The organism is Peribacillus simplex NBRC 15720 = DSM 1321 (assembly GCF_002243645.1).
Lineage (GTDB): Bacteria > Bacillota > Bacilli > Bacillales > DSM-1321 > Peribacillus > Peribacillus simplex.
Genome location: NZ_CP017704.1, coordinates 2359953 through 2382943, shown reverse-complemented (window position 1 = coordinate 2382943; position 22991 = coordinate 2359953). Strand labels below are relative to the sequence as shown.

General features: G+C 41.4%; 23 protein-coding genes. 17 read left to right on the top strand and 6 right to left on the bottom strand.

What is annotated here, in order from left to right:
• Positions 1 to 61: 61 nt before the first annotated feature.
• The 7 genes from hflX (at position 62) to BS1321_RS11205 (ending at position 9694) form a co-directional block, all read left to right on the top strand.
• Entirely contained in the window at positions 62 to 1327 is a 1266-nt protein-coding gene (gene hflX, locus BS1321_RS11235; protein ID WP_063236195.1) for a GTPase HflX, read from the top strand.
• A gap of 701 nt (positions 1328 to 2028) precedes the next feature.
• Positions 2029 to 3387 (top strand): NAD(P)-dependent oxidoreductase, encoded by a 1359-nt coding sequence (locus tag BS1321_RS11230; RefSeq protein ID WP_411836496.1) that lies wholly within the window; start codon positions 2029 to 2031, stop codon positions 3385 to 3387.
• Positions 3388 to 3413: 26 nt separating this feature from the next.
• Complete coding sequence (preA, locus tag BS1321_RS11225; protein WP_063236193.1) at positions 3414 to 4700, top strand: NAD-dependent dihydropyrimidine dehydrogenase subunit PreA; 1287 nt, start codon at positions 3414 to 3416, stop codon at positions 4698 to 4700.
• A 14-nt stretch (positions 4701 to 4714) separates the two neighbouring features.
• Positions 4715 to 6133, top strand: coding sequence for a dihydropyrimidinase (gene hydA, locus BS1321_RS11220; RefSeq protein WP_063236192.1), 1419 nt, complete (start codon positions 4715 to 4717; stop codon positions 6131 to 6133).
• Positions 6134 to 6175: 42 nt separating this feature from the next.
• Positions 6176 to 7660 carry an NCS1 family transporter gene (locus BS1321_RS11215; protein WP_063236191.1) on the top strand — a complete coding sequence of 495 codons (1485 nt, stop codon included), beginning with the start codon at positions 6176 to 6178 and terminating at the stop codon, positions 7658 to 7660.
• 16 nt (positions 7661 to 7676) lie between these two features.
• A complete protein-coding gene (locus tag BS1321_RS11210; protein WP_063236190.1) occupies positions 7677 to 7892 on the top strand; it encodes a hypothetical protein in 216 nt (71 codons plus the stop codon).
• A gap of 167 nt (positions 7893 to 8059) precedes the next feature.
• Complete coding sequence (locus tag BS1321_RS11205; protein ID WP_063236189.1) at positions 8060 to 9694, top strand: PucR family transcriptional regulator; 1635 nt, start codon at positions 8060 to 8062, stop codon at positions 9692 to 9694.
• 126 nt (positions 9695 to 9820) lie between these two features.
• On the opposite strand, the gene yhfH (BS1321_RS11200) is transcribed toward BS1321_RS11205, so the two are convergent.
• From yhfH (BS1321_RS11200) to yhfH (BS1321_RS27485), 5 genes are read right to left on the bottom strand one after another with little or no spacing between them, the layout of a single operon-like run.
• The gene (gene yhfH, locus BS1321_RS11200) at positions 9821 to 9961 is read right to left on the bottom strand and encodes a protein YhfH (protein ID WP_082201098.1); all 141 of its coding nucleotides are present in this window, start codon (positions 9959 to 9961) and stop codon (positions 9821 to 9823) included.
• Between the two features lie 28 nt (positions 9962 to 9989).
• Entirely contained in the window at positions 9990 to 10127 is a 138-nt protein-coding gene (gene yhfH, locus BS1321_RS11195) for a protein YhfH (protein ID WP_094246607.1), read from the bottom strand.
• Positions 10128 to 10155: 28 nt separating this feature from the next.
• Positions 10156 to 10293 carry a protein YhfH gene (yhfH, locus tag BS1321_RS11190; RefSeq protein ID WP_094246607.1) on the bottom strand — a complete coding sequence of 46 codons (138 nt, stop codon included), beginning with the start codon at positions 10291 to 10293 and terminating at the stop codon, positions 10156 to 10158.
• A 29-nt stretch (positions 10294 to 10322) separates the two neighbouring features.
• On the bottom strand, positions 10323 to 10460 hold the full coding sequence (yhfH, locus tag BS1321_RS11185; protein ID WP_081108660.1) for a protein YhfH: 138 nt from the start codon (positions 10458 to 10460) through the stop codon (positions 10323 to 10325).
• Between the two features lie 42 nt (positions 10461 to 10502).
• Positions 10503 to 10637: a protein YhfH gene (gene yhfH, locus BS1321_RS27485; RefSeq protein ID WP_098372155.1), complete on the bottom strand. Its 135-nt coding sequence runs from the start codon at positions 10635 to 10637 to the stop codon at positions 10503 to 10505.
• 503 nt (positions 10638 to 11140) lie between these two features.
• On the opposite strand from yhfH (BS1321_RS27485), the gene BS1321_RS11180 reads away from it, so the two are divergent.
• The 10 genes from BS1321_RS11180 (at position 11141) to BS1321_RS11135 (ending at position 22317) form a co-directional block, all read left to right on the top strand.
• A complete protein-coding gene (locus tag BS1321_RS11180) occupies positions 11141 to 12031 on the top strand; it encodes a diacylglycerol/lipid kinase family protein (protein WP_063236118.1) in 891 nt (296 codons plus the stop codon).
• A 312-nt stretch (positions 12032 to 12343) separates the two neighbouring features.
• Positions 12344 to 14377 (top strand): Na+/H+ antiporter, encoded by a 2034-nt coding sequence (locus BS1321_RS11175; RefSeq protein ID WP_063236119.1) that lies wholly within the window; start codon positions 12344 to 12346, stop codon positions 14375 to 14377.
• Between the two features lie 118 nt (positions 14378 to 14495).
• Entirely contained in the window at positions 14496 to 15014 is a 519-nt protein-coding gene (locus tag BS1321_RS11170) for a GNAT family N-acetyltransferase (protein ID WP_063236120.1), read from the top strand.
• 186 nt (positions 15015 to 15200) lie between these two features.
• Positions 15201 to 16586 (top strand): protoporphyrinogen oxidase, encoded by a 1386-nt coding sequence (locus tag BS1321_RS11165; RefSeq protein ID WP_063236121.1) that lies wholly within the window; start codon positions 15201 to 15203, stop codon positions 16584 to 16586.
• A gap of 169 nt (positions 16587 to 16755) precedes the next feature.
• A complete protein-coding gene (locus BS1321_RS11160) occupies positions 16756 to 17298 on the top strand; it encodes a helix-turn-helix domain-containing protein (protein ID WP_063236122.1) in 543 nt (180 codons plus the stop codon).
• A gap of 63 nt (positions 17299 to 17361) precedes the next feature.
• A complete protein-coding gene (locus tag BS1321_RS11155; RefSeq protein WP_063236123.1) occupies positions 17362 to 18471 on the top strand; it encodes an ABC transporter ATP-binding protein in 1110 nt (369 codons plus the stop codon).
• Entirely contained in the window at positions 18461 to 19264 is an 804-nt protein-coding gene (locus tag BS1321_RS11150) for an ABC transporter permease (protein WP_063236153.1), read from the top strand. The genes BS1321_RS11155 and BS1321_RS11150 overlap by 11 nt, the downstream gene beginning before the upstream one ends.
• A 1-nt stretch (position 19265) precedes the next feature.
• Positions 19266 to 20069: an ABC transporter permease gene (locus BS1321_RS11145; RefSeq protein WP_063236124.1), complete on the top strand. Its 804-nt coding sequence runs from the start codon at positions 19266 to 19268 to the stop codon at positions 20067 to 20069.
• On the top strand, positions 20066 to 21139 hold the full coding sequence (locus BS1321_RS11140; protein ID WP_063236125.1) for an ABC transporter substrate-binding protein: 1074 nt from the start codon (positions 20066 to 20068) through the stop codon (positions 21137 to 21139). Before BS1321_RS11145 ends, BS1321_RS11140 begins: the two co-directional genes overlap by 4 nt.
• Positions 21140 to 21426: 287 nt before the next feature.
• The gene (locus BS1321_RS11135; RefSeq protein ID WP_063236126.1) at positions 21427 to 22317 is read left to right on the top strand and encodes a foldase protein PrsA; all 891 of its coding nucleotides are present in this window, start codon (positions 21427 to 21429) and stop codon (positions 22315 to 22317) included.
• 68 nt (positions 22318 to 22385) lie between these two features.
• Here the strand turns inward: BS1321_RS11135 and BS1321_RS11130 are convergent, their stop codons facing one another.
• Positions 22386 to 22928: a hypothetical protein gene (locus BS1321_RS11130; protein ID WP_063236127.1), complete on the bottom strand. Its 543-nt coding sequence runs from the start codon at positions 22926 to 22928 to the stop codon at positions 22386 to 22388.
• Between the last annotated feature and the right edge of the window lie 63 nt (positions 22929 to 22991).

Below are 22991 nucleotides of genomic sequence, written 5' to 3'. Positions count from 1 at the left end.
AGCATGATACGTTTGTTGAAGTATAATATAGGGAGTAAGGTATGTACGGAAGGGATTTGAAATGATGGAATTACAGCAGAGGGCAATCTTGGTTGGAGTTAATCTCAACGGTCAAAAGGATTTTGAGTATTCAATGGAGGAATTGGCCAATTTAACGGAAGCATGTGAGGTAGAGGTTGCAGGGACCATCACACAAAATTTGCATCGGGTGAACTCATCACATTTTATTGGTACCGGGAAGATCGAGGAAGTAAAAAATCTCGTTGAGTATAAAGAAGCTAATGTCGTCATTTTTAATGATCAACTCTCCCCTTCGCAACTTCGTAATCTGGAGAGGGACATGGATTGCAAGGTGATCGACCGGACAATCTTGATTCTGGACATCTTCGCGCATCGGGCGAAAACGAAGGAAGCACAGCTTCAGGTAGAAGTGGCAAAGCTTCAGTATATGCTCCCGCGTCTCGTTGGCTTGAGGGAGTCATTAGGGCGTCAGAGTGGCGGAGTCGGTACGAACAAAGGAGCAGGTGAAAAGCAGTTAGAGCTTGACCGCAGGAGAATCGAGGAAAATATAAGTGTTTTGAATAAAGAACTGGAAGACCTTGTTGCGCACCGGCAAACGCAGAGGAAACAGCGGAAAAAGAATGCCATCCCTGTCGTATCCTTAGTCGGTTATACCAATGCAGGTAAATCTTCGATCATGAATGCTCTGATTGAGATGTTCCATCCAACAGCCGAGAAGCGGGTGTTGGAGAAGGATATGCTGTTCGCTACGCTTGAGACATCCGTAAGAAACATTCCACTACCGGATAAAAAGGAATTTTTATTGACGGATACAGTGGGATTTGTGTCTAAATTGCCCCATCATCTAGTGAAAGCATTCCGATCCACATTGGAAGAAGTGGTAGAAGCGGATCTGTTGATCCATGTTGTCGATTTTTCCAATCCTAATCATGAGCAGCAAATAGAGATAACGGATAAGACTTTAAACGAGATAGGCATAAAAGGGATTCCAACGATTTTTGCCTATAATAAAGCGGACCTTACCGAATTGGATATCCCTCAGGTTAATCGTGGCTCTGTGTATATGTCAGCAAAAAACAAAGTCGGCATCGAGGAATTGATAGATCAAATTCGCAAGCATATTTTTGTCGACTATACTCACTGTGAAATGCTGATTCCATTTGATCAAGGGCAGCTGGTTTCTTATTTCAATGAAAATGGTCACATAACGGAAACTGAATATGAGGAAAACGGTTATCGAATAAAGCTTGAGTGCAAGAAAACGGATTATGAGAAATATAAACGATACGTTATTCATCCAAAATGAACCTGCCTGTTGATAAATTGTTTACGGTTTGTTGATAAGTGAAAAAGTCGATTTGTTAATGTGGATAACTTTTGTCGAAATGCTTCTGTTCCGCAAAAACAAAGAGAATAATGCCATATAATATGTGAATAAGTTGTGGATAAAATTGAAAAGCCCCAGGAAACCAAGGATTGAGTTTCTGGGCTTTTTTTATGTGGACAAAGTGTTGATAAGTATGTTTTCAGAACAAATCATCCAAAGAGTATCAGTAAGTATGATTAAAAGTAAGTTTGAATGTAGAAAAATGCCGATGTTTATCACTTATTGTTAGGAAATATAACATGAATATTACATATTGCATATGTGCCAGATGGAAATACTTTACACTTTGTATAATGTAACTTGCTTTTTAACATTATAAAATAAAGAATACTCAATTCTCTGATCCATCATCAGGATTTGAGTTTTTAAGATTAGTAGGGGGGGCTTTTTGTGGCCGAAGGAAGCAGGGACCGAGGCGTGACCAGTGAGAGAATGATAGAAAATAATAATAAACGGAACGAGAGAATTTTGGCTAGGAAATCGCCATGACTGTTTGTTGAATAAATTGAAAAATCATGTTGGCAATGCTTTTAATATGAGGACAGTAGAGAGAAATGAATGCAATTCCTCCCTTTTTATTTTTCAAAATAAATTTTTGGAAGGAGAAATAGTGGATGAGTATGACGAGCCCGTTAAAAGGTGGCCTAGAGATTAACTTTCAGGAAGCGGAGAGGGGTTTATCCCCAAGGGAAGCTTTGGAAGAATCGAATCGATGTTTATACTGCTACGATGCTCCATGTATCCAAGCCTGTCCGACCGGAATAGATATTCCAGGTTTTATTAAGAAGATAGCTTCAGGTAATTTTAAGGGATCTGCCAAGACGATCATGACGGCCAATCCTGTCGGTGCCAGCTGTGCGCGGGTATGTCCGACTGAAGAGTTATGTGAGGGGGCATGTGTCCTGAACCATTCTACAAAGCCAATCATGATTGGCGATCTCCAGCGTTATTCCACAGATTGGGCCATCCAAAATAAACAAGCCCTATTCAAGGCCGGGAAGAAGAATGGCAAAAAGGTTGCCATTGTAGGAAGCGGTCCGGCGGGGTTGTCTGCAGCAAGGGAATTAGCCTTGCTTGGCTACAGTGTAACCATTTTCGAAGCGGAAAAGAATCCAGGCGGATTAAATACTTACGGAATTGTATCGTTCCGTTTGCCTCAGAGCATTTCTTATTGGGAGGTTGAACAAGTAAAGAGTTTGGATGTTGATATTAAAACGAATACACGGGTCGGAGTGGATGTTTCCGCAAATCAGCTGACTGCCGACTATGATGCGGTCATTTTAGCGATCGGCATGTCCGATGTTCCTAAGCTTGGAATTGAAGGGGAGGATTTGGCTGAAGTTTATGATGCAATCGATTTCGTAAAAGCAACGAAAACAGGGGCAATCACTGATAAATTCATTGGGAAGAAGATGGCGGTAATAGGGGCTGGAAACACGGCGATCGATGCCGCGACCTGTTCTGTACGCCTGGGCGCCGAACAGGTGAGCATTATTTATCGTCGGACCCAAAAGGAAATGACAGCCTATGATTTTGAATTTGAGTTTGCCAAACAAGAAGGTGTCGGGTTTCACTGGCTGACTGCCCCCTCCAGGATCCTATCGGATGAAAGCGGTCAAGTAACGGGCATCGAGTGCGTAAAGATGGTGCTAAGCGAGGCAGGGGAAGATGGCCGGCGCCGTCCAGTCCAAATTCCCGGTTCAGAGTTCGTCATCCCAGTCGGTGGGGTCATTCGTGCTATAGGCCAATCCAGGTATGTAGGATTGATTGAACAGTTCGGCATTCAACATGATGATGGCGTCGTAATATTGGAGGGTGATTCCTACAGGACATCGAATGAAAAGATCTTTGCGTGCGGTGACGTGGTCTTCGGAAAAGGACAAGGTGAGGCAATGGTTGTTTCAGCTGCCCAGCAAGGGAAGAAGACAGCCTATGAAATTGACTCGATTTTGATGGGCGAAGCGGTGGATATTGTTTAATAACTATGAAAATTAGGAGGCTTATCATGGCTGATTTATCAATTGATCTTGCAGGTATTAAATCTCCCAATCCTTTTTGGCTTGCTTCAGCACCACCTACTAATTCGGGTTATCAAGTCCAGCGCGCATTTGAAGCTGGTTGGGGAGGAGCAGTTTGGAAGACATTGGGTGATCCCATCCTGAATGTCTCATCACGTTTTGCAGCGGTCAGTTTTAATGGACAGAGAGTTGCCGGGTTCAACAATATAGAATTGATTACGGATCGTCCGCTTGAAGTGAATCTGAAAGAAATATATGAAACGAAGAAAAGGTTCCCTGATCATGCAATCATTGCATCGGTAATGGTTGAGCCACAACAGGAAAAGTGGCATGAAATCATCAAGCGTATAGAAGATGTAGGGGTCGATGGTTACGAGTTGAACTTTGGCTGCCCGCACGGTATGGCAGAGCGTGGGATGGGAGCTGCTTCGGGACAGGTTCCCGAACTTGTCGAAAAGCAAACATACTGGGCGAAGGAAGCTGCATCCAAACCTGTCATCGTCAAGCTTACACCCAATATAACCGACATTACGGTTACGGCTGAAGCGGCGGTGCGCGGCGGTGCGGATGCAATAAGCATGATCAATACGATCAACAGCTTGGCAGGAGTGGATATCCATTCATGGAATACGATTCCCCATGTAGGCGGTAAGGGGGCTCACGGAGGGTATTGTGGTCCAGCTGTGAAGCCGATCGCTTTGAATATGGTGGCAGAGTGTGCAAGGAATAAAATGATCAATGTTCCCATTTCCGGAATAGGCGGCATTTCTAATTGGCAGGATACTGTGGAATTTTTATTGATGGGTTCGACTGGAGTGCAAATTTGTACGGCTGCCATGCATCACGGTTTTAGAATAATAGAAGACTTGATTGATGGCCTGTCCAATTACCTTGATGAAAAAGGGATTTCTTCCGTAATGGATATTGTCGGTAAGTCCGTACCGCGCTATTCCGATTGGGGGAATTTAGATCTTAATTATAAGGTCGTTGCGCGCATTAATAATGATGTGTGCATTAACTGCAATAAATGCCATATTGCGTGTGAAGATACATCTCATCAATGTATAGATATGTTAAAGGACACGTCAGGCAGCTCCTTCTTGAGAGTGCGCGAAGAAGATTGCGTAGGCTGTAATCTTTGCTCGATCGTCTGTCCGGTCGATGGGGCGATCGATATGATCGAATTGACAAATGAATTACCGCCAATGACGTGGAATGAACGCCAAGCGTTCCTTGGGGGCATAGGCAGTGAAAGTGTTGATTTCGTAAAATGATGGAGGGGTCGAATATGAAGAAAATCATTAAAAATGGAACGATAGCAACCGCTGCAGATACGTATCAAGCGGATATATTGATTGAAAATGAGAAGATTGCAATGATTGGCAAGGACCTGCCGGCTGAGGGGGCTGAAATCATTGATGCAAAAGGCGCTTATGTTTTTCCGGGGGGCATTGATCCGCATACCCATCTCGATATGCCGTTTGGCGGGACAACGACAAAGGATGATTATGAAACGGGTACGATCGCTGCTGCATATGGAGGCACGACAACGATCATCGACTTTTGTCTGACCGAAAAAGGGGTGCCGTTAAAGAAAGCAATTGAAACATGGCATGAAAAGGCCAATGAAAAAGCGGCCATAGATTATGGTTTTCATTTAATGATCAGTGAGATTAATGATGATGTATTGGCTGAGTTGCCAAGTATCATCGATAATGAGGGGATTTCTTCCTTTAAAGTGTTCATGGCTTACAAGAATGTTTTTCAAGCTGATGATGCCACGCTATACCGCACTTTGTTGCAAGCAAAGGAACTTGGCGCACTTGTCATGGTTCACGCTGAAAATGGTGATGTCATCGATTATCTTACAAAGCAGGCGCTCGCTGAAGGTAACACCGATCCAATTTATCATGCATTAACAAGGCCTCCGGAACTTGAAGGGGAAGCAACTGGACGGGCAGCTAAACTGACGGAGATGGCAAATGGTCAGCTCTATGTCGTTCATGTCACCTGTCAAGATGCGGTGGAAAAGATCACTGAAGCAAGAAATAAAGGGGTGGATATTTGGGGGGAGACTTGTCCGCAATATTTGGTTCTTGACCAGTCTTATCTTGAAAAGCCACACTTCGAAGGATCTAAGTATGTATGGTCACCGCCGTTAAGGGAGAAGAAAAACCAGGAAGTGCTATGGAATGCTTTGAAAACGGGACAGCTGCAAACGATCGGCTCCGATCAATGCTCTTTTGATTTTAAGGGACAGAAGGAACTTGGACGTGAAGATTTCACGAAAATACCGAACGGCGGCCCAACGATTGAGGACCGCATGAGTATCCTCTTTTCTGAAGGGGTCATGAAAGAGCGTATTACCTTAAATCAATTCGTCGACATGACATCTACGCGTGCTGCCAAACTATTTGGATTATTTCCGAAGAAAGGGACGATTGCAGTAGGTTCGGATGCTGATATTGTCATTTTTGACCCGAAAGTTGAAAGGGCCATTTCTGCAGATACTCATCACATGGCTGTGGATTATAATGCGTTTGAAGGTATGGAAATTACAGGTGAACCGGTTACCGTTTTATCGAGAGGTCAATTCGTCATTAAAGACAAACAATTTGTAGGCGAAGCTGGAAAAGGGCAATACTTGAAACGGGCCAGATATAATGCGGCGCTGAAGCCGGATGCCGGGAAAAAGCTTCCAGTCTAACTTCGGTAAGGAATCCTGCAAATTAATTTAGGGGGATTATCTATGAGTGAGAAGAAAGATTATTTAAAGTCTCCCGATTTGCTGCCTATACCTCATAGTGAGAAAAATATAAGTGCAGCCGGATTTGGTTTCATTTGGGTGGGCATGGCTGTAGTATTGGCTGCCTTCGCAATCGGTGGGAACGGTGTTCAAAGTTTATCCTTAGGCTGGGTCGTTCTTGCAACGGTCATTGCCTGTGTGGTTCTCGGCTTTTTGATGACAATGACAGGGGATATTGGTGTTGAACATGGAATATCATTTCCAGTCTATATGAGGGCGCCGTTCGGTACGATTGGCACCCACATCCCTTCGGTTGTACGGGGTTTTGTAGCGTCATGCTGGTTCGGCCTCAATACTTACTTTGGAGCTACTGCAATGAACGCTATCTTCACAACCCTTTTTGACTTTGATAATTGGTTTATCTGCTTCCTCATTTTTGCCGTTTTACAATTAGTCAACACCGCAATGGGAATAAAGTCGATAGAACGATTCGCCGACTTGGCGGCTCCCGTTATCATTTTAATTTCTGGCTGGATGTATTTCACTCTATCCGATCAGGCTGTGGCTCAAGGAAGAGATGTATGGTCCTGGATTGAAAGTCCGGTCACTGGCGGGGCTGCCGCCACGGCTTTCATGGTCGTCATTATGGCAAATATGGGATTTTGGGGCACGTTGACTGCAGATATGCCCACGCTTTCCCGCTATATAAAGGCACCAAAAAATGAAAAAAATTGGTTCAAGCGCAATAAGGGGCAAATAATTGGGAATATTATCACCTATCCCATCACTCAGACGTTCATGGTGATTATCGGAGCGGTTTCTTATATGGCTGTTTCCAATTATGATCCTGTAGTTGCCATACAGGGATCAGCAAGTGGAATTGCTCTCGGCGTCCTTTTAATCATGATCGTATTTGCTCAATGGTCGACGAATACTACGGCCAATGTCATTCCCGCAGCTACCATTTTCTCCAATGTAATGGGTCCTAAAATGCCATTTTGGGCGGGAGTCGTTGTAGCGGGGGTTATTGGTATAGTAGTTCAGCCATGGAGCCTGTTCGGCATCATAATAGAAGTTTTATTAATAATAGGTGGAATCCTGGCATCCATTGTCGGCATCCTGATAGCGGATTACTATTTCCTCCGTAAACGGAGAGTGAATGTAAAAGAACTCTATGAGAGAGAAGGCCAGTATAAATACTTGAATGGAGTGAATTGGGCAGGAATCATTTCTTGGGTGATTGGTGGAATTGGTGCCACGATTTTTTCAAACTATTCATTTATTATTGGCTTTCTTCTCGGCGGTGCAAGTTATTATATATTAGCTAAGTATTGGTGGTTCAAGCAATATGAACAAGCTGAAATCATTGATCCCAGCGATGAGAAATATTTAGGTATTTCCGTTGGAAGGGATTGGAAAATTGGAAAAGGTCCAGAGCTTGAGGAAGAGATTGTTTTTACGGCTTCAACCGGCAAGGAGAACGTGTGAAAAAGGGGGAATGGAAATGTCCGAATATCAAGAGTATCGCTTGGAAAGGGAACAAATCGATTTTTTACTTGAAAGAGGATATCGAATCACCCGGGTTTCCGAAAGTTTAAGTGGAGCTTTTCTCGATTTTGAACTGATTGAAGGAACGAAGCAGGAATGGAAACAATTGAACATCAAAACCCCGGAAGGAAGGAAATACTTCTCTACATTGCTTTTCAAAAAATTGAATTGAAATAGTCATGAACCGGCCCCATTCCTCACGAATGGGGCATTTTTTCTTGTACCTGTTCGAGTTTTTTGTAGAATTTTGACGTTAGATATTCTAACAAGTGTCTGGAGATTTAAGGATTGTCCGTTTATAATAGATTTTAAAGCAGTTTTATAAAAGGATGTGGATGGATGAATACATCGATTACAATCGAGGAGATTCTAACACGCAAGCATTTTAATCTGACGGATATAATTGCAGGTAGCAGTGGGATAAAGCGTCAAGTGAAGTGGGTCCACTGCATGGAAGTCACCCAAATCAGCCATTTGTTAAATGGAAATGAACTGATTCTGACTACCGGTTTAGGGTGGAAAGATTGCGATGACACATTTCTATCCTACTTAAGACAGTTAATTGAATGCGATGCAGCTGGACTCTGTATAGAGATTGGCGCCAACACAATGGCAGTGCCGCAATGTGCCATTGATCTCGCAAATGAACGGCAATTCCCTATCATCCTATTTCATGAAGAAGTCCCTTTCGTAGAAATCACGCAGGATATTCATTCCCTTATCATAAATAAACAATATCAGATGATCTCCAACTTAGAAAACTACTCCCAGCAGTTAAATAAAAATCTCCTCGAAATTGACCATTATGAACCAATTCTAAAATTTCTCCACAGCTATTTAAATGTACAGGTTATTCTTATCTTTAATGAAAATGATATAGCCAGCATTCCAAAAATAAAGAAAAAAATAACCTATCAAATGGTAACGGACATATACGAAGAGAAGCGGAAATTGGATAAAACCGTTCTTGGACAGCCGATTCAAGTGCTCGGTGAAAATTATGCGGAACTGCTCATTTGCAGTAACGACAGAGAGTTGACTGATTTTGATTCACTGATCTTGGATCGAACGGCTACCGCATTGGCACAGCATCTATTAAGAGAGTTATATATAGAAGAAAAGAAAATGTCGGAAGAAAGTAAATGGCTTACAAATTGGATTGAAGGTGAATATAGTGACGAGGCAATTCGGGAGAGGCTTTCCTATATTGATCCGAAAATGCAGTTGGATGGCGGAATTGTTTGCATTTGCAAACAACACCAAAAATATAATAAAAGTTCCACAAAATTAGATGGAACCTATTTTAAGATAATGTTTAGGACAGTTTTTGAACAGTACGGCTTTCAGATATTTTCCATGGAAATACATCAGCATCTTGTTTTTATTTTAGGTGATAATCGTTCATCTGAAGATTGGAAATCAAGGGTTTCAAGCGCGGTGGATCGAATCATGAAAATGGATGTAAGCGGGCGTAATCGTATGGGGCTGCTTTCCATTGGGTTTGGAAAGCATGTTCAAAGGTTAAGTGAGATTTATAAAAGTTATGAAACGGCCCGTGAGACTTTACTGCTTCAGGATACACTACCAGAGGATAACAGGAGCTTCTTTTATCAGGACTTACATATGCACCGCATGATTTCGCTCATAAATAAACATGGTAATCTGGAGGAAACGGTGTACGAATATTTAGGTCCGGTCATTGAATATGACAAGCAAAACAATGGTGAGTTAATGCCTACCCTGAAGACCTATCTTGCTTGTAACGGTTCTAAACAGGAAACATCGAAACAACTATTCATTGTCCGGCAAACGCTATATCATAGGCTTGAAAAATTGGAGAAACTGCTAGGTTCTGATTTTATGCGTTCAGATAAGCGTCTAGGCCTTGAATTCATGATTTTTGCATTGGACTTCTTACAATACAGCAGCAGGAAGATCAGTGGAAAATATGTAGACAAATATATTGGGAGATAAATAATAAGTACGGCTGAAGGGTGTCCCAAGGACATCCTTTTTTGAATGCAAGGAAAGGGAAGCTAATACAAGGTTAATGCTGACATCAAATTGGCCTACATAGCTTCTTGATGTCAGCATCTTTTATTAATATTCATCTTTTTTGGAAAGGCAGCGGTCACATTCCAAGAGGTAGGATTCAGCTTGTTCAATGATATGGGTCCCGCATTCCGAACATTGTTTAGGCGGCAGTGTCCTGAAGAATTCCAATGGGTTTTTAGTTTGCATGCTGATTCCTCCTTATGATTTGGTTTAATCAGTCTTCATGTTTCGAAAGGCAGTGATCACATTCCAAGAGGTAGGATTCAGCTTGTTCAATGATATGGGTCCCGCATTCCGAACATTGTTTAGGCGGCAGTGTCCTGAAGAATTCCAATGGGTTTTTAGTTTGCATGATGATTCCTCCTTATGATTTGGTTTAATCAGTCTTCATGTTTCGAAAGGCAGTGATCACATTCCAAGAGGTAGGATTCAGCTTGTTCAATGATATGGGTCCCGCATTCCGAACATTGTTTAGGCGGCAGTGTCCTGAAGAATTCCAATGGGTTTTTAGTTTGCATGATGATTCCTCCTTTTTGATTTGGTTTAATCAGTCTTCGCGTTTGGAAAGGCAGCGGTCACATTCCATTAAGTAGGATTCAGCTTGTTCTATAATATGGTCACCGCACTCGGGGCAATGTTTAGCAGGGATATTGTTAAAAAACTCAATGGATTTTTTCATTTGCATGATATTTCCTCCTTTTAATATTAGATATATTTTCCGATCGCTTTATTCTTCACGTTTGGAAAGGCAGCGGTCGCATTCCATCAGATAGGAATCTGAGTGGTCCACATGTGTTTCACCACATTCCGGGCAATGTTTAAATGAATCGATTATGAATAAATCTGATTGATTTGCTTGCATGTCTCGCTCCTCCTCTTTATAGTACAGTTTTTATTGTTTGCTTGTTGTTATAATACAGTATATACCCGAATTTGGAAAATGTATAGGTATTTTACAGAAAATTTGAAATTTATTTCGCGGATCGTCTGAAAACCCTATAGGAAAGGGATTTATCATCTATTTATTTTTGTATTTTTCTTCGCGCCAAGTAGGAAATTGAAGAAATAATGCTTTTTATAAAAGGAAAAAACAAAGAGGGAGCGAAAGGGACAGACAATTTTCAATTGATTGAGATAGGTATTAATGTAACAGATGAGGAACAGGAAAGTTCAGTGATCAATGAATGGCTGTTTCACAGTCCATGTAACATATAAGAGCTTGTTCTAAAAGGTCAGCAAAATTCAAGTGGCAGCGATTATTTGTGAGTTACTGGAAAAATGCTTACAGAAAAATTGTCCGTGTGGTTTTAGTACATCAGTAAAGAGGTAACTTGCTAGTAGAAGTACAATAATGGGAGGTAGCATATGTCGAAAGCGATGATTATCATCAATCCATCTTCAGGTAAGGAAAAGGCAGGAAAGATTTTGCCGAAAGCGGAAAAGGCACTTGGTGAAATTTTTGATGAGGTATGCGTTCGTAAAACGGAAAGAGAGGGGGATGCTACGGATTTTGCTAAGGAGGCATGTGCAGAAAGGTTCGATGCTGTCATTTCCATGGGTGGGGATGGTACCGTGAACGAGATAGTGAATGGCATGGGCGAGCAGCAACATCGGCCTATTTTCGGAATCATTCCACTAGGAACTATTAATGATTTCGCGAGATCTTTGGGAATACCCCTGAATCCCAATGCAGCCATTGAGATATTAAAGGATATGCATATTAAGGAATCGGACATAGGGAAGATCAATGATCGTTATTTCATGAATGTGTTGGCAGTAGGGGCGATCGCCGAGGCTACCTATAATGTTACCGTTGAACAAAAAACCCGTCTGGGGTCTTTTGCATATTTCATTGAAGGAGCAAAAGCGATTATTAAAAAGACTCCGTTTCCTTTAACGGTTGAACATGATCAGGGAAAGTGGATAGGCGAGGCTCATCTACTAATTGCAACAATGACTAACTCTGTCGGCGGTTTCGAACAACTTGCACCAGAGGCGGAAGTGAATGATGGAAAGCTGCACACATTCATCATTAAGGATTTATCTCTGCCTCTCATCGTCAAGATCATTCCCAGTTTAATTAGGGGGGAGATCAAGGGGCATGATGAAGTTGAATATATTAAAACATCCAGGCTCCATTTAGCCACATCAGAGGAACTTGCAGTCAATATCGATGGCGATGAAGGGATTCTTCTTCCTTTCCAGGCAAATATACTGCACAAACATCTTCGTCTCTTTGTCCCGGGAACTAAATAAGTTTTTTAATCCCAACTTCTTATGTGGGTTGTCTTTCATCATGTGGGAAAAGCTGATTATGGTTAGCCAATCAGCTTTTTTCTGTTTTATGCGGTTACCCAAGTTTGTTGATGGAGTTGATTTTGTAAAAAATCCAATCACCTCGATCTTCATGATGGCTCATCGCGTACAACTCAAGCTTCTTTGCTTTTATAAAAGGTATCATTATTCAGGAGGATTCTAGGTTAGAATAGTTAATGCATGAATGAATGGGTATAAATATGTTACGCTTATAGTTACGAAAATAGATGAGAGAGGAAGTTTGATGTTTGTATGGAGTTTTTTCTTGTTATATTAGCCCTTCTTATATTGATTGGAGTGTCTAATGTAATTAACCATTTTATACCCTTTATACCTGTACCATTAATACAAATAGCACTGGGTGTCATATTGGCACTTTTACCCCTGGGTATACATGTTGAGATGGAGACGGAACTATTTTTGCTGTTATTCATCGCGCCCCTATTATTCAATGATGGCAAAAATGTACCCCGAACAGCATTATGGAAGTTGAGAGCACCCATTCTAATGCTTGCACTAGGCCTGGTATTCATAACGGTTTGGGCAGGCGGGTATTTAATTAATTGGATGATCCCTTCGATACCATTGCCGGCAGCGTTCGCTTTAGCGGCCATTTTGTCACCTACGGATGTTGTGGCAGTAAGCGCTTTGGCGAGTCGGGTCAAGTTACCGAAGAGCATCATGCACCTTCTCGAAGGAGAAGGGTTAATGAATGATGCCTCAGGTTTAGTTGCCTTTAAGTTTGCCGTTGCAGCTACAGTCACTGGTGTTTTCTCCTTAGTCGACGCAACCTTCAGTTTCATATGGATTGCAATTGGTGGGTTTGTAGGTGGAGCAATACTTGCTTTCATCATTATCAGGCTTCGTTTATTTCTTCGCCGTTTAGGGATGGAAGACGTCACGATGCATATGCTGATCCAAATCCTAACTCCTTTTATTATTTTCCTCGCTGTGGAACATTTCCACCTTTCTGGGATTTTAGCGGTCGTGGCCGGGGGAATCGTCCATGCCATTGAACGGGATCGGGAAATATCACCAACTGTAGAACTTCAAGTCGTTTCAAAGAGTACATGGTCCGTCATTTTATATGTATTGAATGGTCTTGTATTCGTTTTGCTTGGCTTGCAAATCCCAAGCGTTGCGAAAACTATCTTTCAAGATCCAGCCTTCAATAATGGACAAGTGATCCTTTATATCGTGATCATTACACTTTTCCTCTTCGCTTTACGATTCATTTGGCTTACGGCTGCCTGGTCGATTGGTTGGATGACGAGAAAAGCAGGCGCCCAAAAACCGGACTTCAAAGCGGCCGGAATCATTACCATTTCCGGTGTTCGCGGAGCTGTAACGTTAGCGGGTTCGTTCTCGATTCCGTATGTGTTGGCAGATGGAAGTCCTTTTCCTGAGCGTTCGTTAATCATCTTCATTGCAGCAGGTGTCATATTGCTTACCTTGATTGTTGCGAGTGTATTTCTGCCAATCGTGGCACGGTCAGAAGAAGAGGAAGTGGTGGACAATCAGGCGGATAAAACGAAAGCTGCTGCCATTCACTCACATCAAGCGGCCATTCGGGTGATTGAGTCCCAAATGACAGATGAAAACCGGGAAGCGGCTTTATCAATCATTTCTAGGTACTGTACCAAGATCAATGAATTGTCCTATGTAGAACAGGAGAAAGAACCGGCTGCATTAAGGGAAGAAGAGAAGGTCCTTCGCTTCAAGGCCCTTGAAGCAGAGCAAAGATTCCTAGATAAACTTATTAAGGATGAAAAAGTGGACCGGGAAACGGCGTATATATGCAAGGAATACATCCAGCGTATGGAAGGTGCCGTAACAAATCGACTGAAGTTCCGTTTTTTCAGGTCAGTAACGCTTTTCAGAAGAAGTATGCTGAGGGTTTTAAAATTATTTTTCCCTAATAAAAGAGAAATAAGAAAAATCAATCTTGAGAGATTGGAAAAGGTCAGGGAACTTAAAATCAGGATGTATAAAGCTGCCATCCAAGAGATTCAAGCCGGAATTATACCTGATAATCATGAGACATCCTCGATGATCATAGAAGAGTATAAAGTGTTGATTTTAAAATGCAAACGTGAAAATAGAGGCCGTATGCCTAGTAAAATGGCCGATTATGAAAGAGAGCTATTCTATAAAGCGATCCAGGCAGAACGGGATGAGGTGCAGGATATGTTTGAAAAACGACAAATTTCCCGTGATGTTGCCAACATACTTCGCCAGCAAATCAATTTACGAGAAGCACTAACAATCAATGAAAATACACATTGATAACTTAAGGAGCACTGCCGATATATTCGGCAGTGCTCCTTCCGGTTCGTGAAGGGAATGTCGGACGGGGCATCGAATCATTAATGTATCCAATAATTGATGAAAGAGGGTGTGCTGAATGAAACAGGACAAGGAAATCGAGACCACCACCTTAACGCCTTATTTACCGGAACATCGTCACATGCTTTCCCAGTTTTATTTACCGGATACACAAACCCTTTTTTCTGCTCTGCCCAAAGAGTCACTGAAATATTGCCGGGAAGATTGTGACAGGCATCCTATCGTTATATTGGCGGAGGGTATCCCGGTTGGCTTTTTCGTTCTACACATTGGCGAGAACATCACCCCTTTCACCAACGATAAAAAAGCGATATTACTCCGAGGATTTCTTGTTGATCAAAAGCATCAAGGTAAAGGGATTGCGAAGAAGGCCTTGCAAATCCTTCCGGAATTCGCAAAAGGGATTTTTCCAAACAAAGATTTGATCGTTCTGGCAGTGGACGTCAGTAACGTGATTGCAAAAACGCTTTATACGAGATCGGGGTATCAGGATACAGGGATTCAGAAGGAAGGCAGAAGCGGGTTGATGGAGATAATGGAATATAGATTAGATACGATGAACAAGGATATGGAATAAGGAACGAAATAACAAGTACTATATGATGGCATGTAGACTTTTCGAATGAGGGAAGGTCTTTTTTTGTCCAATTTGTTACAGGCTTCATTATGAAACCAATGATTTAGAAGGGCCGCTTTTAATAATGCCGCCGCCTTATGGTACACTTTACTTAATGCAAAATTCGTTAATCGAGGTGTAGTCCTAATGAAAACAGTCGTAGTCGTAGGTGGAGGCATTACCGGTTTATCAACCATGTATTATTTACAAAAAACAGTTAAAGCAAGGAGTCTCTCCGTACGATTGATATTAATAGAAGGAAATGAGGATCTAGGCGGTAAAATAAGGACTGTGCACGATGGTCCTTTTAAAATTGAAGCGGGTGCCGATTCGATTGTCGCCAGAAAACAAAATATAAAACCATTTCTTAAGGAATTGAATCTAGAGGATCAAGTTGTCTATAATGCCACGGGAAAATCATTTATCCATACAGATGGGATGCTGAAGGGAATCCCCGAAGATGCCCTATTCGGAATACCGATGAGCCTGGAGTCGCTGGCGAAAAGTGATCTGGTTTCCGCCCAAGGGAAGGTTGACGCCTTAAAGGATTTCTATACAAAAAATGAGACGTTTACGAAGAATGACTCAATCGGTTTATTTCTTGAAAGCTTCTTAGGTAAGGAATTGGTGCAAAAGCAGATATCGCCTGTCCTATCTGGCGTTTACTCAGGAAAATTAAATGAATTGACCATTGCCAAAACACTGCCAGAGATGCTGGATTATAAAAATGAATATGGCAGTATAATACGCGGTCTATCGGAGAATAAGCAGAAATACCAAAGCAAGGGAAATAAGAAGTTCCTTTCGTTTAAAAATGGCTTATCAACTTTGGTTGAACGAATTGAGGAAAGCCTCGATATGGTGGAGATTTTAAAAGGGGTAAGTGTAGATAAAATTGGAAGAAATGATGAGGGGTATATCATTTCATTGGCAAATGGTGAAACGCTGGAAACGGACTTTATCGTATTGAGCACACCGCATACAATTGCCCAGAAATTATTGGGTGATCGGGAGTTGGATGAGGACTTCGACGGCTTGATCAATAGTTCGATGATTAGCGTTTATCTTGGATTCGATATCCCGGACAGCATGCTTCCCAAAGACGGGACAGGTTTTATTGCAGGTGATAATAGTGATTTGATCTGCAATGCGTGTACCTGGACAAGCCGGAAATGGGAGCATACTTCTGAAAACAGTCAACTTTTGGTAAGGCTTTTTTATAAAAGCTCAAGTCCGGACTATGAACGATTACGGTCCCTTACAAACCAGGAACTGATCCAGGTGGCTTTACGCGACATTAAAAACAGTCTAAGCATTTCCGGGAATCCAATTACGAGTGAAGTGACGAATTGGCATGAAAATATGCCGAACTACCATATTAAACATCCTCAAATCGTTCAATCACTGGAGGCAAAAATCTCCGAGAATTATCCGAATGTTTTACTTGCGGGCTGTTCATATAATGGTGTCGGAATACCGGACTGTATTGCTGATGGGGAAAAGAAAGCGCAAGAGATATATCTGAAGTTGTAAAAGGGGGACTGCCAGGTGGCAGTCCTTTTTTTAGCATGACTGGAAATTCCGTTTGAAGTTTCCGGCATTTCCTGTATAATGATATTCGTAAAATTAAACTGAAAGTTTACTTATATAAAACTTTATCTACTGAGGGTTTACTATAAGTAAACCGATTGAGGGTAATGGGATGCAAATTGGGAAAAAAATAAAGAACCTTCGCTTGAAAAAAGGATTGACCCAGGAAGAATTGGGGGAAAGAACGGATTTAAGCAAAGGATATATTTCACAGTTGGAAAGGGATCTTAGTTCCCCTTCAATTGAAACTCTTTTCAATATTTTAGAAGTACTCGGCTGCAAGCCGAAGCAGTTCTTCGATGAAGAGGATCAGGTCCAAAAAGTGGTGTATGAAGAAGAAGCACAAACATTTTTCATCGATGAAGAACGCGGGTATCAAATCCAGTGGCTCGTGCCTGAATCGAATGAGAAGGAAATGGAACCTATCCGACTGACTCTCCAGGAAAAAGGGGAGTTCAAACAATTTGAACCATCCCTGTCGGAAACATTCGGTTATGTATTAAGCGGAAGAGTCATTGTAAAGCTTGGTACACATACGTATTTCGTCAAGGCAGGGGAATCGATTTATTTTCATGCTTCAGATGAACATCAAATCATCAATGATTTTGAAGGTCAGTCCGAGTTAATACTCGTGGTGACGGAATCATACTTATAGAATTAAAAACAAATGCAATCGTTGAAGGTTGATGAGTAAGGTAATGGAGAGAGGGAAGAAGCTATGGCAAACGGGAATATAATACGCTTCGATCAGGTTACGAAGCAATTTGATGATGAAACGGTAGTTCTCGATAATGTTAGTTTTGAAATCGAGAGAGGGAAGTTCTATACGCTCTTGGGTCCTTCCGGATGTGGGAAGACCACCATCCTTCGCTTGATTGCCGGATTTACGGAAGCCTCCAAAGGTGATATTTACTTTGAAGGAAAAAAGATCAATGATGTGCCAGCCAATAAAAGGCAAGTGAATACGGTATTTCAAGATTATGCACTTTTTCCACATTTAAATGTGTTTGAAAATGTAGCATTCGGTCTTCGGATCAAAAAAATGAAGAATTCGGAAGTGGAAATCAAGGTGAAGGAAGCCTTAAGCTTTGTTAATTTGGAGGGTTATGAAAAACGGGAGATCAGGGAAATGTCCGGCGGTCAGCGGCAACGGGTAGCGATTGCCAGGGCGATTGTTAATGAACCTGAAGTCATCCTTCTGGATGAACCGCTGTCTGCCCTCGATTTGAAATTACGTACAGAAATGCAATATGAATTACGGGAGCTGCAACAGAGGCTTGGAATCACGTTTATATTCGTCACTCATGACCAAGAGGAAGCATTAGCGATGTCAGATGAGATTTTTGTCCTTAACAAAGGGAAAATTCAGCAAAGTGGGACCCCTACGGATATTTATGATGAACCGCTGAACCGGTTCGTTGCCGATTTCATCGGTGAGTCTAATATTGTAAAAGGAAAAATGATTGAAGATTACCGCGTGGAATTCGTCGGCAGACAGTTCGAATGTGTCGACCAAGGATTGAACGGTAATGAAGCTGTCGATATTGTCATCCGCCCGGAAGATTTAGAGATTACTTCCGTCGATCGCGGAAAACTGCAAGTTCGGGTGGACTCCCAGCTATTTCGCGGTGTTCATTATGAAATCAGCTGTTATGACCATGATGGAAATGAATGGCTTGTCCAATCAACGAAAAAAGTGGCAGTTGGAGATGAAATAGGTCTTTATTTCGATCCAGAATCGATTCATGTCATGCGATTGGGTGAAACTGAAGAAGAATTCGATAAGCGTCTGGAAGCGTATCATGATGGGGAAAGTCATGAAGAATAAAATATCCCGGAATATTTACTTCATACCCTATGTCTTATGGATTGCTTTATTCGTGATCGCACCCATTTTGTTAATCCTTTACTATTCCTTTTTTGACATCGAAGGCAATCTATCTTTGATTAACTATCAAAAGTTCTTTACGCCAGTATATTTAAAAATGACTTTAAGCTCATTTTGGTATGCTTTCCTGATTACGGGAATATCCCTTTTAGTCGCTTACCCGACCGCATATTTGTTAACGAAAACCAAGCATAAGCAGTTGTGGCTTTTGCTGATTATCGTCCCTTCCTGGATCAATTTACTTTTGAAGGCTTATGCCTTCATTGGTATTTTTGGCACGTATGGTGTGGCGAATGGTTTTCTAGAGGCTGTAGGAATCGGAAAGCAACAGATTCTCTTTACGGATTTCAGCTTCATATTCGTTTCGGTTTATATTTTCATCCCGTTTATGATCTTACCGATATTCAATGCGCTTGATAAAATGAATCCAACCCTTTTGGATGCGGCCAATGACTTGGGAGCGTCCCGATGGATGACATTCCGCCGTGTCATTTTTCCATTGACGTTAGATGGTGTAAAGACGGGATGCCAGGTTGTCTTCATACCGGCACTTTCATTGTTCATGCTTACAAGACTGATTGCCGGTAACCGCGTCATTACTCTTGGTACGGCTATCGAGCAGCACTTCCTTGTGACACAGGATTGGGGAATGGGTTCCACAATCGCGGTATTTTTGATTATTATAATGTTCCTGATTATGTTTGTAACGGGTAACCGAAAGCAGGGTGTGTAAATTGGGCAATAAATTATCACCAATATCAAAAGCGTTTCTCGTTTTGATTTTTCTCATACTCTATGCACCGATTTTCTTTTTAGTCTTTTACTCTTTTAACAGCGGTGGAACGATGTATGACTTTAAAGGGTTCACGATGGAGTGGTACAAGGAGCTATTCCAAGATACAAGGTTGTTAATCATTGTATTGAATACACTTGTGATTGCTTTATTATCTGCACTGATCGCAACGATCATAGGGGTGATAGGGGCGATTGGAATTCGGTCATTTACGAGCAGTAAAGCTAGGAATACAGTATTGTCATTGAATAATGTATTGATTGTCAGTCCTGATGTTATCATCGGTGCTTCCTTCCTGATTTTATTCACAATGGCCGGAATCAAGCTTGGATTCTACTCTGTACTGTTGTCGCATATCGCCTTCAGTATCCCGATTGTTGTTCTGCTGGTCCTTCCGAAACTTCAGGAAATGAGCCCTACCTTAATTGATGCGGCCCGAGATTTAGGGGCAAGCCGGTGGGATGTATTGACGAAGGTCATCCTTCCATACATCTTACCAGGTATCTTTGCCGGTTTTTTTATGGCATTGACTTATTCACTTGATGATTTTGCGGTTACGTTCTTTGTGACTGGTAATGGCTTCTCCACTCTTTCTGTGGAAATCTATTCCTTGGCCCGCCGTGGGATTTCATTGAATATCAATGCACTATCGACACTGCTGTTCGTCGTGACACTGCTGTTGGTTGTTGTATATTACTTTATAACTCAACGTGTAAGGCAAACGGGAATGGGGGGGAAACGATGAAAAGGCTTGTCCAAATGTTTTTAATCATTTCCCTCGTATCCGCTTTGCTGCTATATGCGATTTCAAGATTGAATTCATCGCAGGGGTTTACGAGCAGCAATACGCTTACCATCTATAATTGGGGCGATTACATCGATACGGATCTAATCGAACGTTTTGAAGAAGAAACAGGTATAAAGGTCATTTATGAGACGTTCGATTCGAATGAGGCAATGATGACTAAAATTGAACAGGGCGGTACGACTTATGATATTGCCATTCCGTCTGAGTATATGATCGATAAGATGAGGCAAGAAGACTTGTTGGTTCCCTTGGATCATTCCAAGCTTCCGAATTTGAAAAATATCGATGAGCGATTTATCGATCTGCCATTCGATCCGGAGAATAAATATTCCGTGCCATATTTCTGGGGAACGGTTGGAATTGTTTACAATTCCAAGATGCTCGGTGGCAAAGAAATAACGGCCTGGGCGGATTTATGGGATAAAGATTTAAAAAATGAAATCCTTTTGACGGATGGCGCTAGAGAAGTGATGGGCATGGGTCTGAACTCTTTGAATTATTCATTGAATGATATGGATGAAGAACACCTTCAAGAGGCAAAATCCAAACTTGATGCCCTCACCCCGAATATTAAAGCGATAGTAGGAGATGAAAGCCGCATGCTATTGGAAGCCCAGGAAGCGGCAATTGGCCTTGTTTGGTCGGGAGTTGCTTCTGAAATCATGGCTGAAAATGAAGATCTCGAATACGTTGTTCCAAAAGAGGGGTCCAATTTATGGTTTGATAATATGGTCATCCCGAAAACAACCAAAAATGTCGATGCGGCTCACCAGTTCATCAACTTCATGCTTGACCCGAAAGTTGCGGCACAGAATGCTGAATATGTAAGTTACTCGACACCTAATAAAGAAGCACTGAAATATATGCCTGAAGAAGTGGTGAAGGATGAACGCTTCTATCCGTCACCGGAACTGACAAAGAAACTGGAAGTATACGAAAACCTTGGGAAGAAAAACTTGGCCCATTACAACGAACTCTTCCTTGAATTCAAGATGCATCGTAAATAACACATAAAAAAAGCATGGTGTAGGAATTCCCTCCGTACACCATGCTTTTTTGTTTCTATGTTTTTGCACTCAGTTACCTATATATCAAAGTCGATATAACGGTATAATTTTTTTTTGTAATGATCAACCAAATCTCAATGTAAATTGGTAGCAGAATGAAATACTCTAAAATATCTGTAGGGATATATGTATGTTAGTATAATGATGGGTTAGTGCATATTAAGGAATCTTAAGGATTAATTAATATTTCTAAGCTATCATTATAGAAAAATTAAGGGAGAGTATTCATGAAACTATTAAGAAGCACGAAGGCATATATTTGGGCAGGGAGCATTTTAATCATTGCCGGGATCATGGTATTTGCGATGATCTCGTCCACTGATAAGACAATGGCGAGCATCGATGGCGAGAAAATCAGTAAGGATGAGCTGTATGACGCGCTTGTTGCGGGGTACGGAGCAGACACTTTAGACCTGTTAGTTACGAATAAATTGGTTGAATTGGAAGCGGAAAAAGCGGGAATTAAAATAAAGGATGAAGAAATCCAGAAAGAAATCGATACTATGGTTGAGTCCTATGGTGATGAAAAGTCGTTAAAAGAGCAATTGGAAGCAAGCGGTTCTTCCATGGAGGCCTTAAAAAAGGACATCGTGGTTTATCTGCAAACGAAAAAACTGGTCGAACCGAGAATTACCGTGACGGACGATGAAATCAGTACGTATTTTGAAGATAATAAAGAAACATTTGATCAAGCTGAACAAGTGGAAGCTAGTCATATTTTAGTCGAAGACGAAAAAACGGCTAAAAAAGTTGCGAAAGAAATTGCAGAAGGCGGTGATTTCGCTAAATTGGCAGCTGAATATTCCACTGATACACAAACGGCGGATAACGGCGGAAGCCTAGGGTATTTTGGGAAAGGTGATATGGTGGGAGAGTTTGAAGATGTCGCCTTTGATCTTGATATAAATAAAGTCAGTGACCCAGTCAAATCCGATTATGGGTACCATATCATAAAAGTAACCGGTAAGAAGGAAGCAAAAAAGGCTAATTTAGAAGACAGTAAAGATGTAATTAAAGAAACGCTTCTTTCTGAAAAATTACAAGAGGAATATCCAGTTTGGTTGGCTGAAGTGAAAAAAGACCATGAGATAACGAATAAATTAGAGGGTTCTAACTAAGATCATCGTGTGAGATGATATATGGAAAAACAAAAGCTGGGGCATCGTGCCCCAGCTTTTTTTATATATTAGAAGTTGGATGAAATGGATTTTTGATTGGATAATCCTGATTTTTTAACGATTTCATCACTCTCTTTTTCATCTTTATCATTATCGGCTTTCAATGATTGTGATGGTGTTTCTTTCAGCTGTTTACCGGCAACGACCACTTTTGAACTGATGTCTTTCAATTCACTTGTTGCATCTTTAGCTGTACCAAGGGCATCAGTGGAGATATCCTTTACTTCGGATACTTTACCCACCACGTCTTCATTAACGGTTTCATATAGTGTTTCAACGTCATTGATTGCCTCTTTAATCGTCTCCGTTGCCCCTTTGACTCCTGATACCACCTGTTCCTTCATTTCTCCGGGATTTTCCTTGACCTGTTCAATCATATTCATGGAGTTGTCTTTTAAAAGGACGGCTGAACGCTTTACTTTATTTCTTGTATTGGAGTCAAGCAAGGTCAACGCACCACCAACAAGCCCCCCAATTAGAATCCCTTTTAAGAGTTTGCTATTCGGTTGATTTTCGATAGTCGATTGATTTTCGATAGTTGATTGAGTCATTTATATTTCCTCCTTTAGAATAGTAGATTGTTTTCTTACTTTGGGTTTTCCCTTATTTACCAT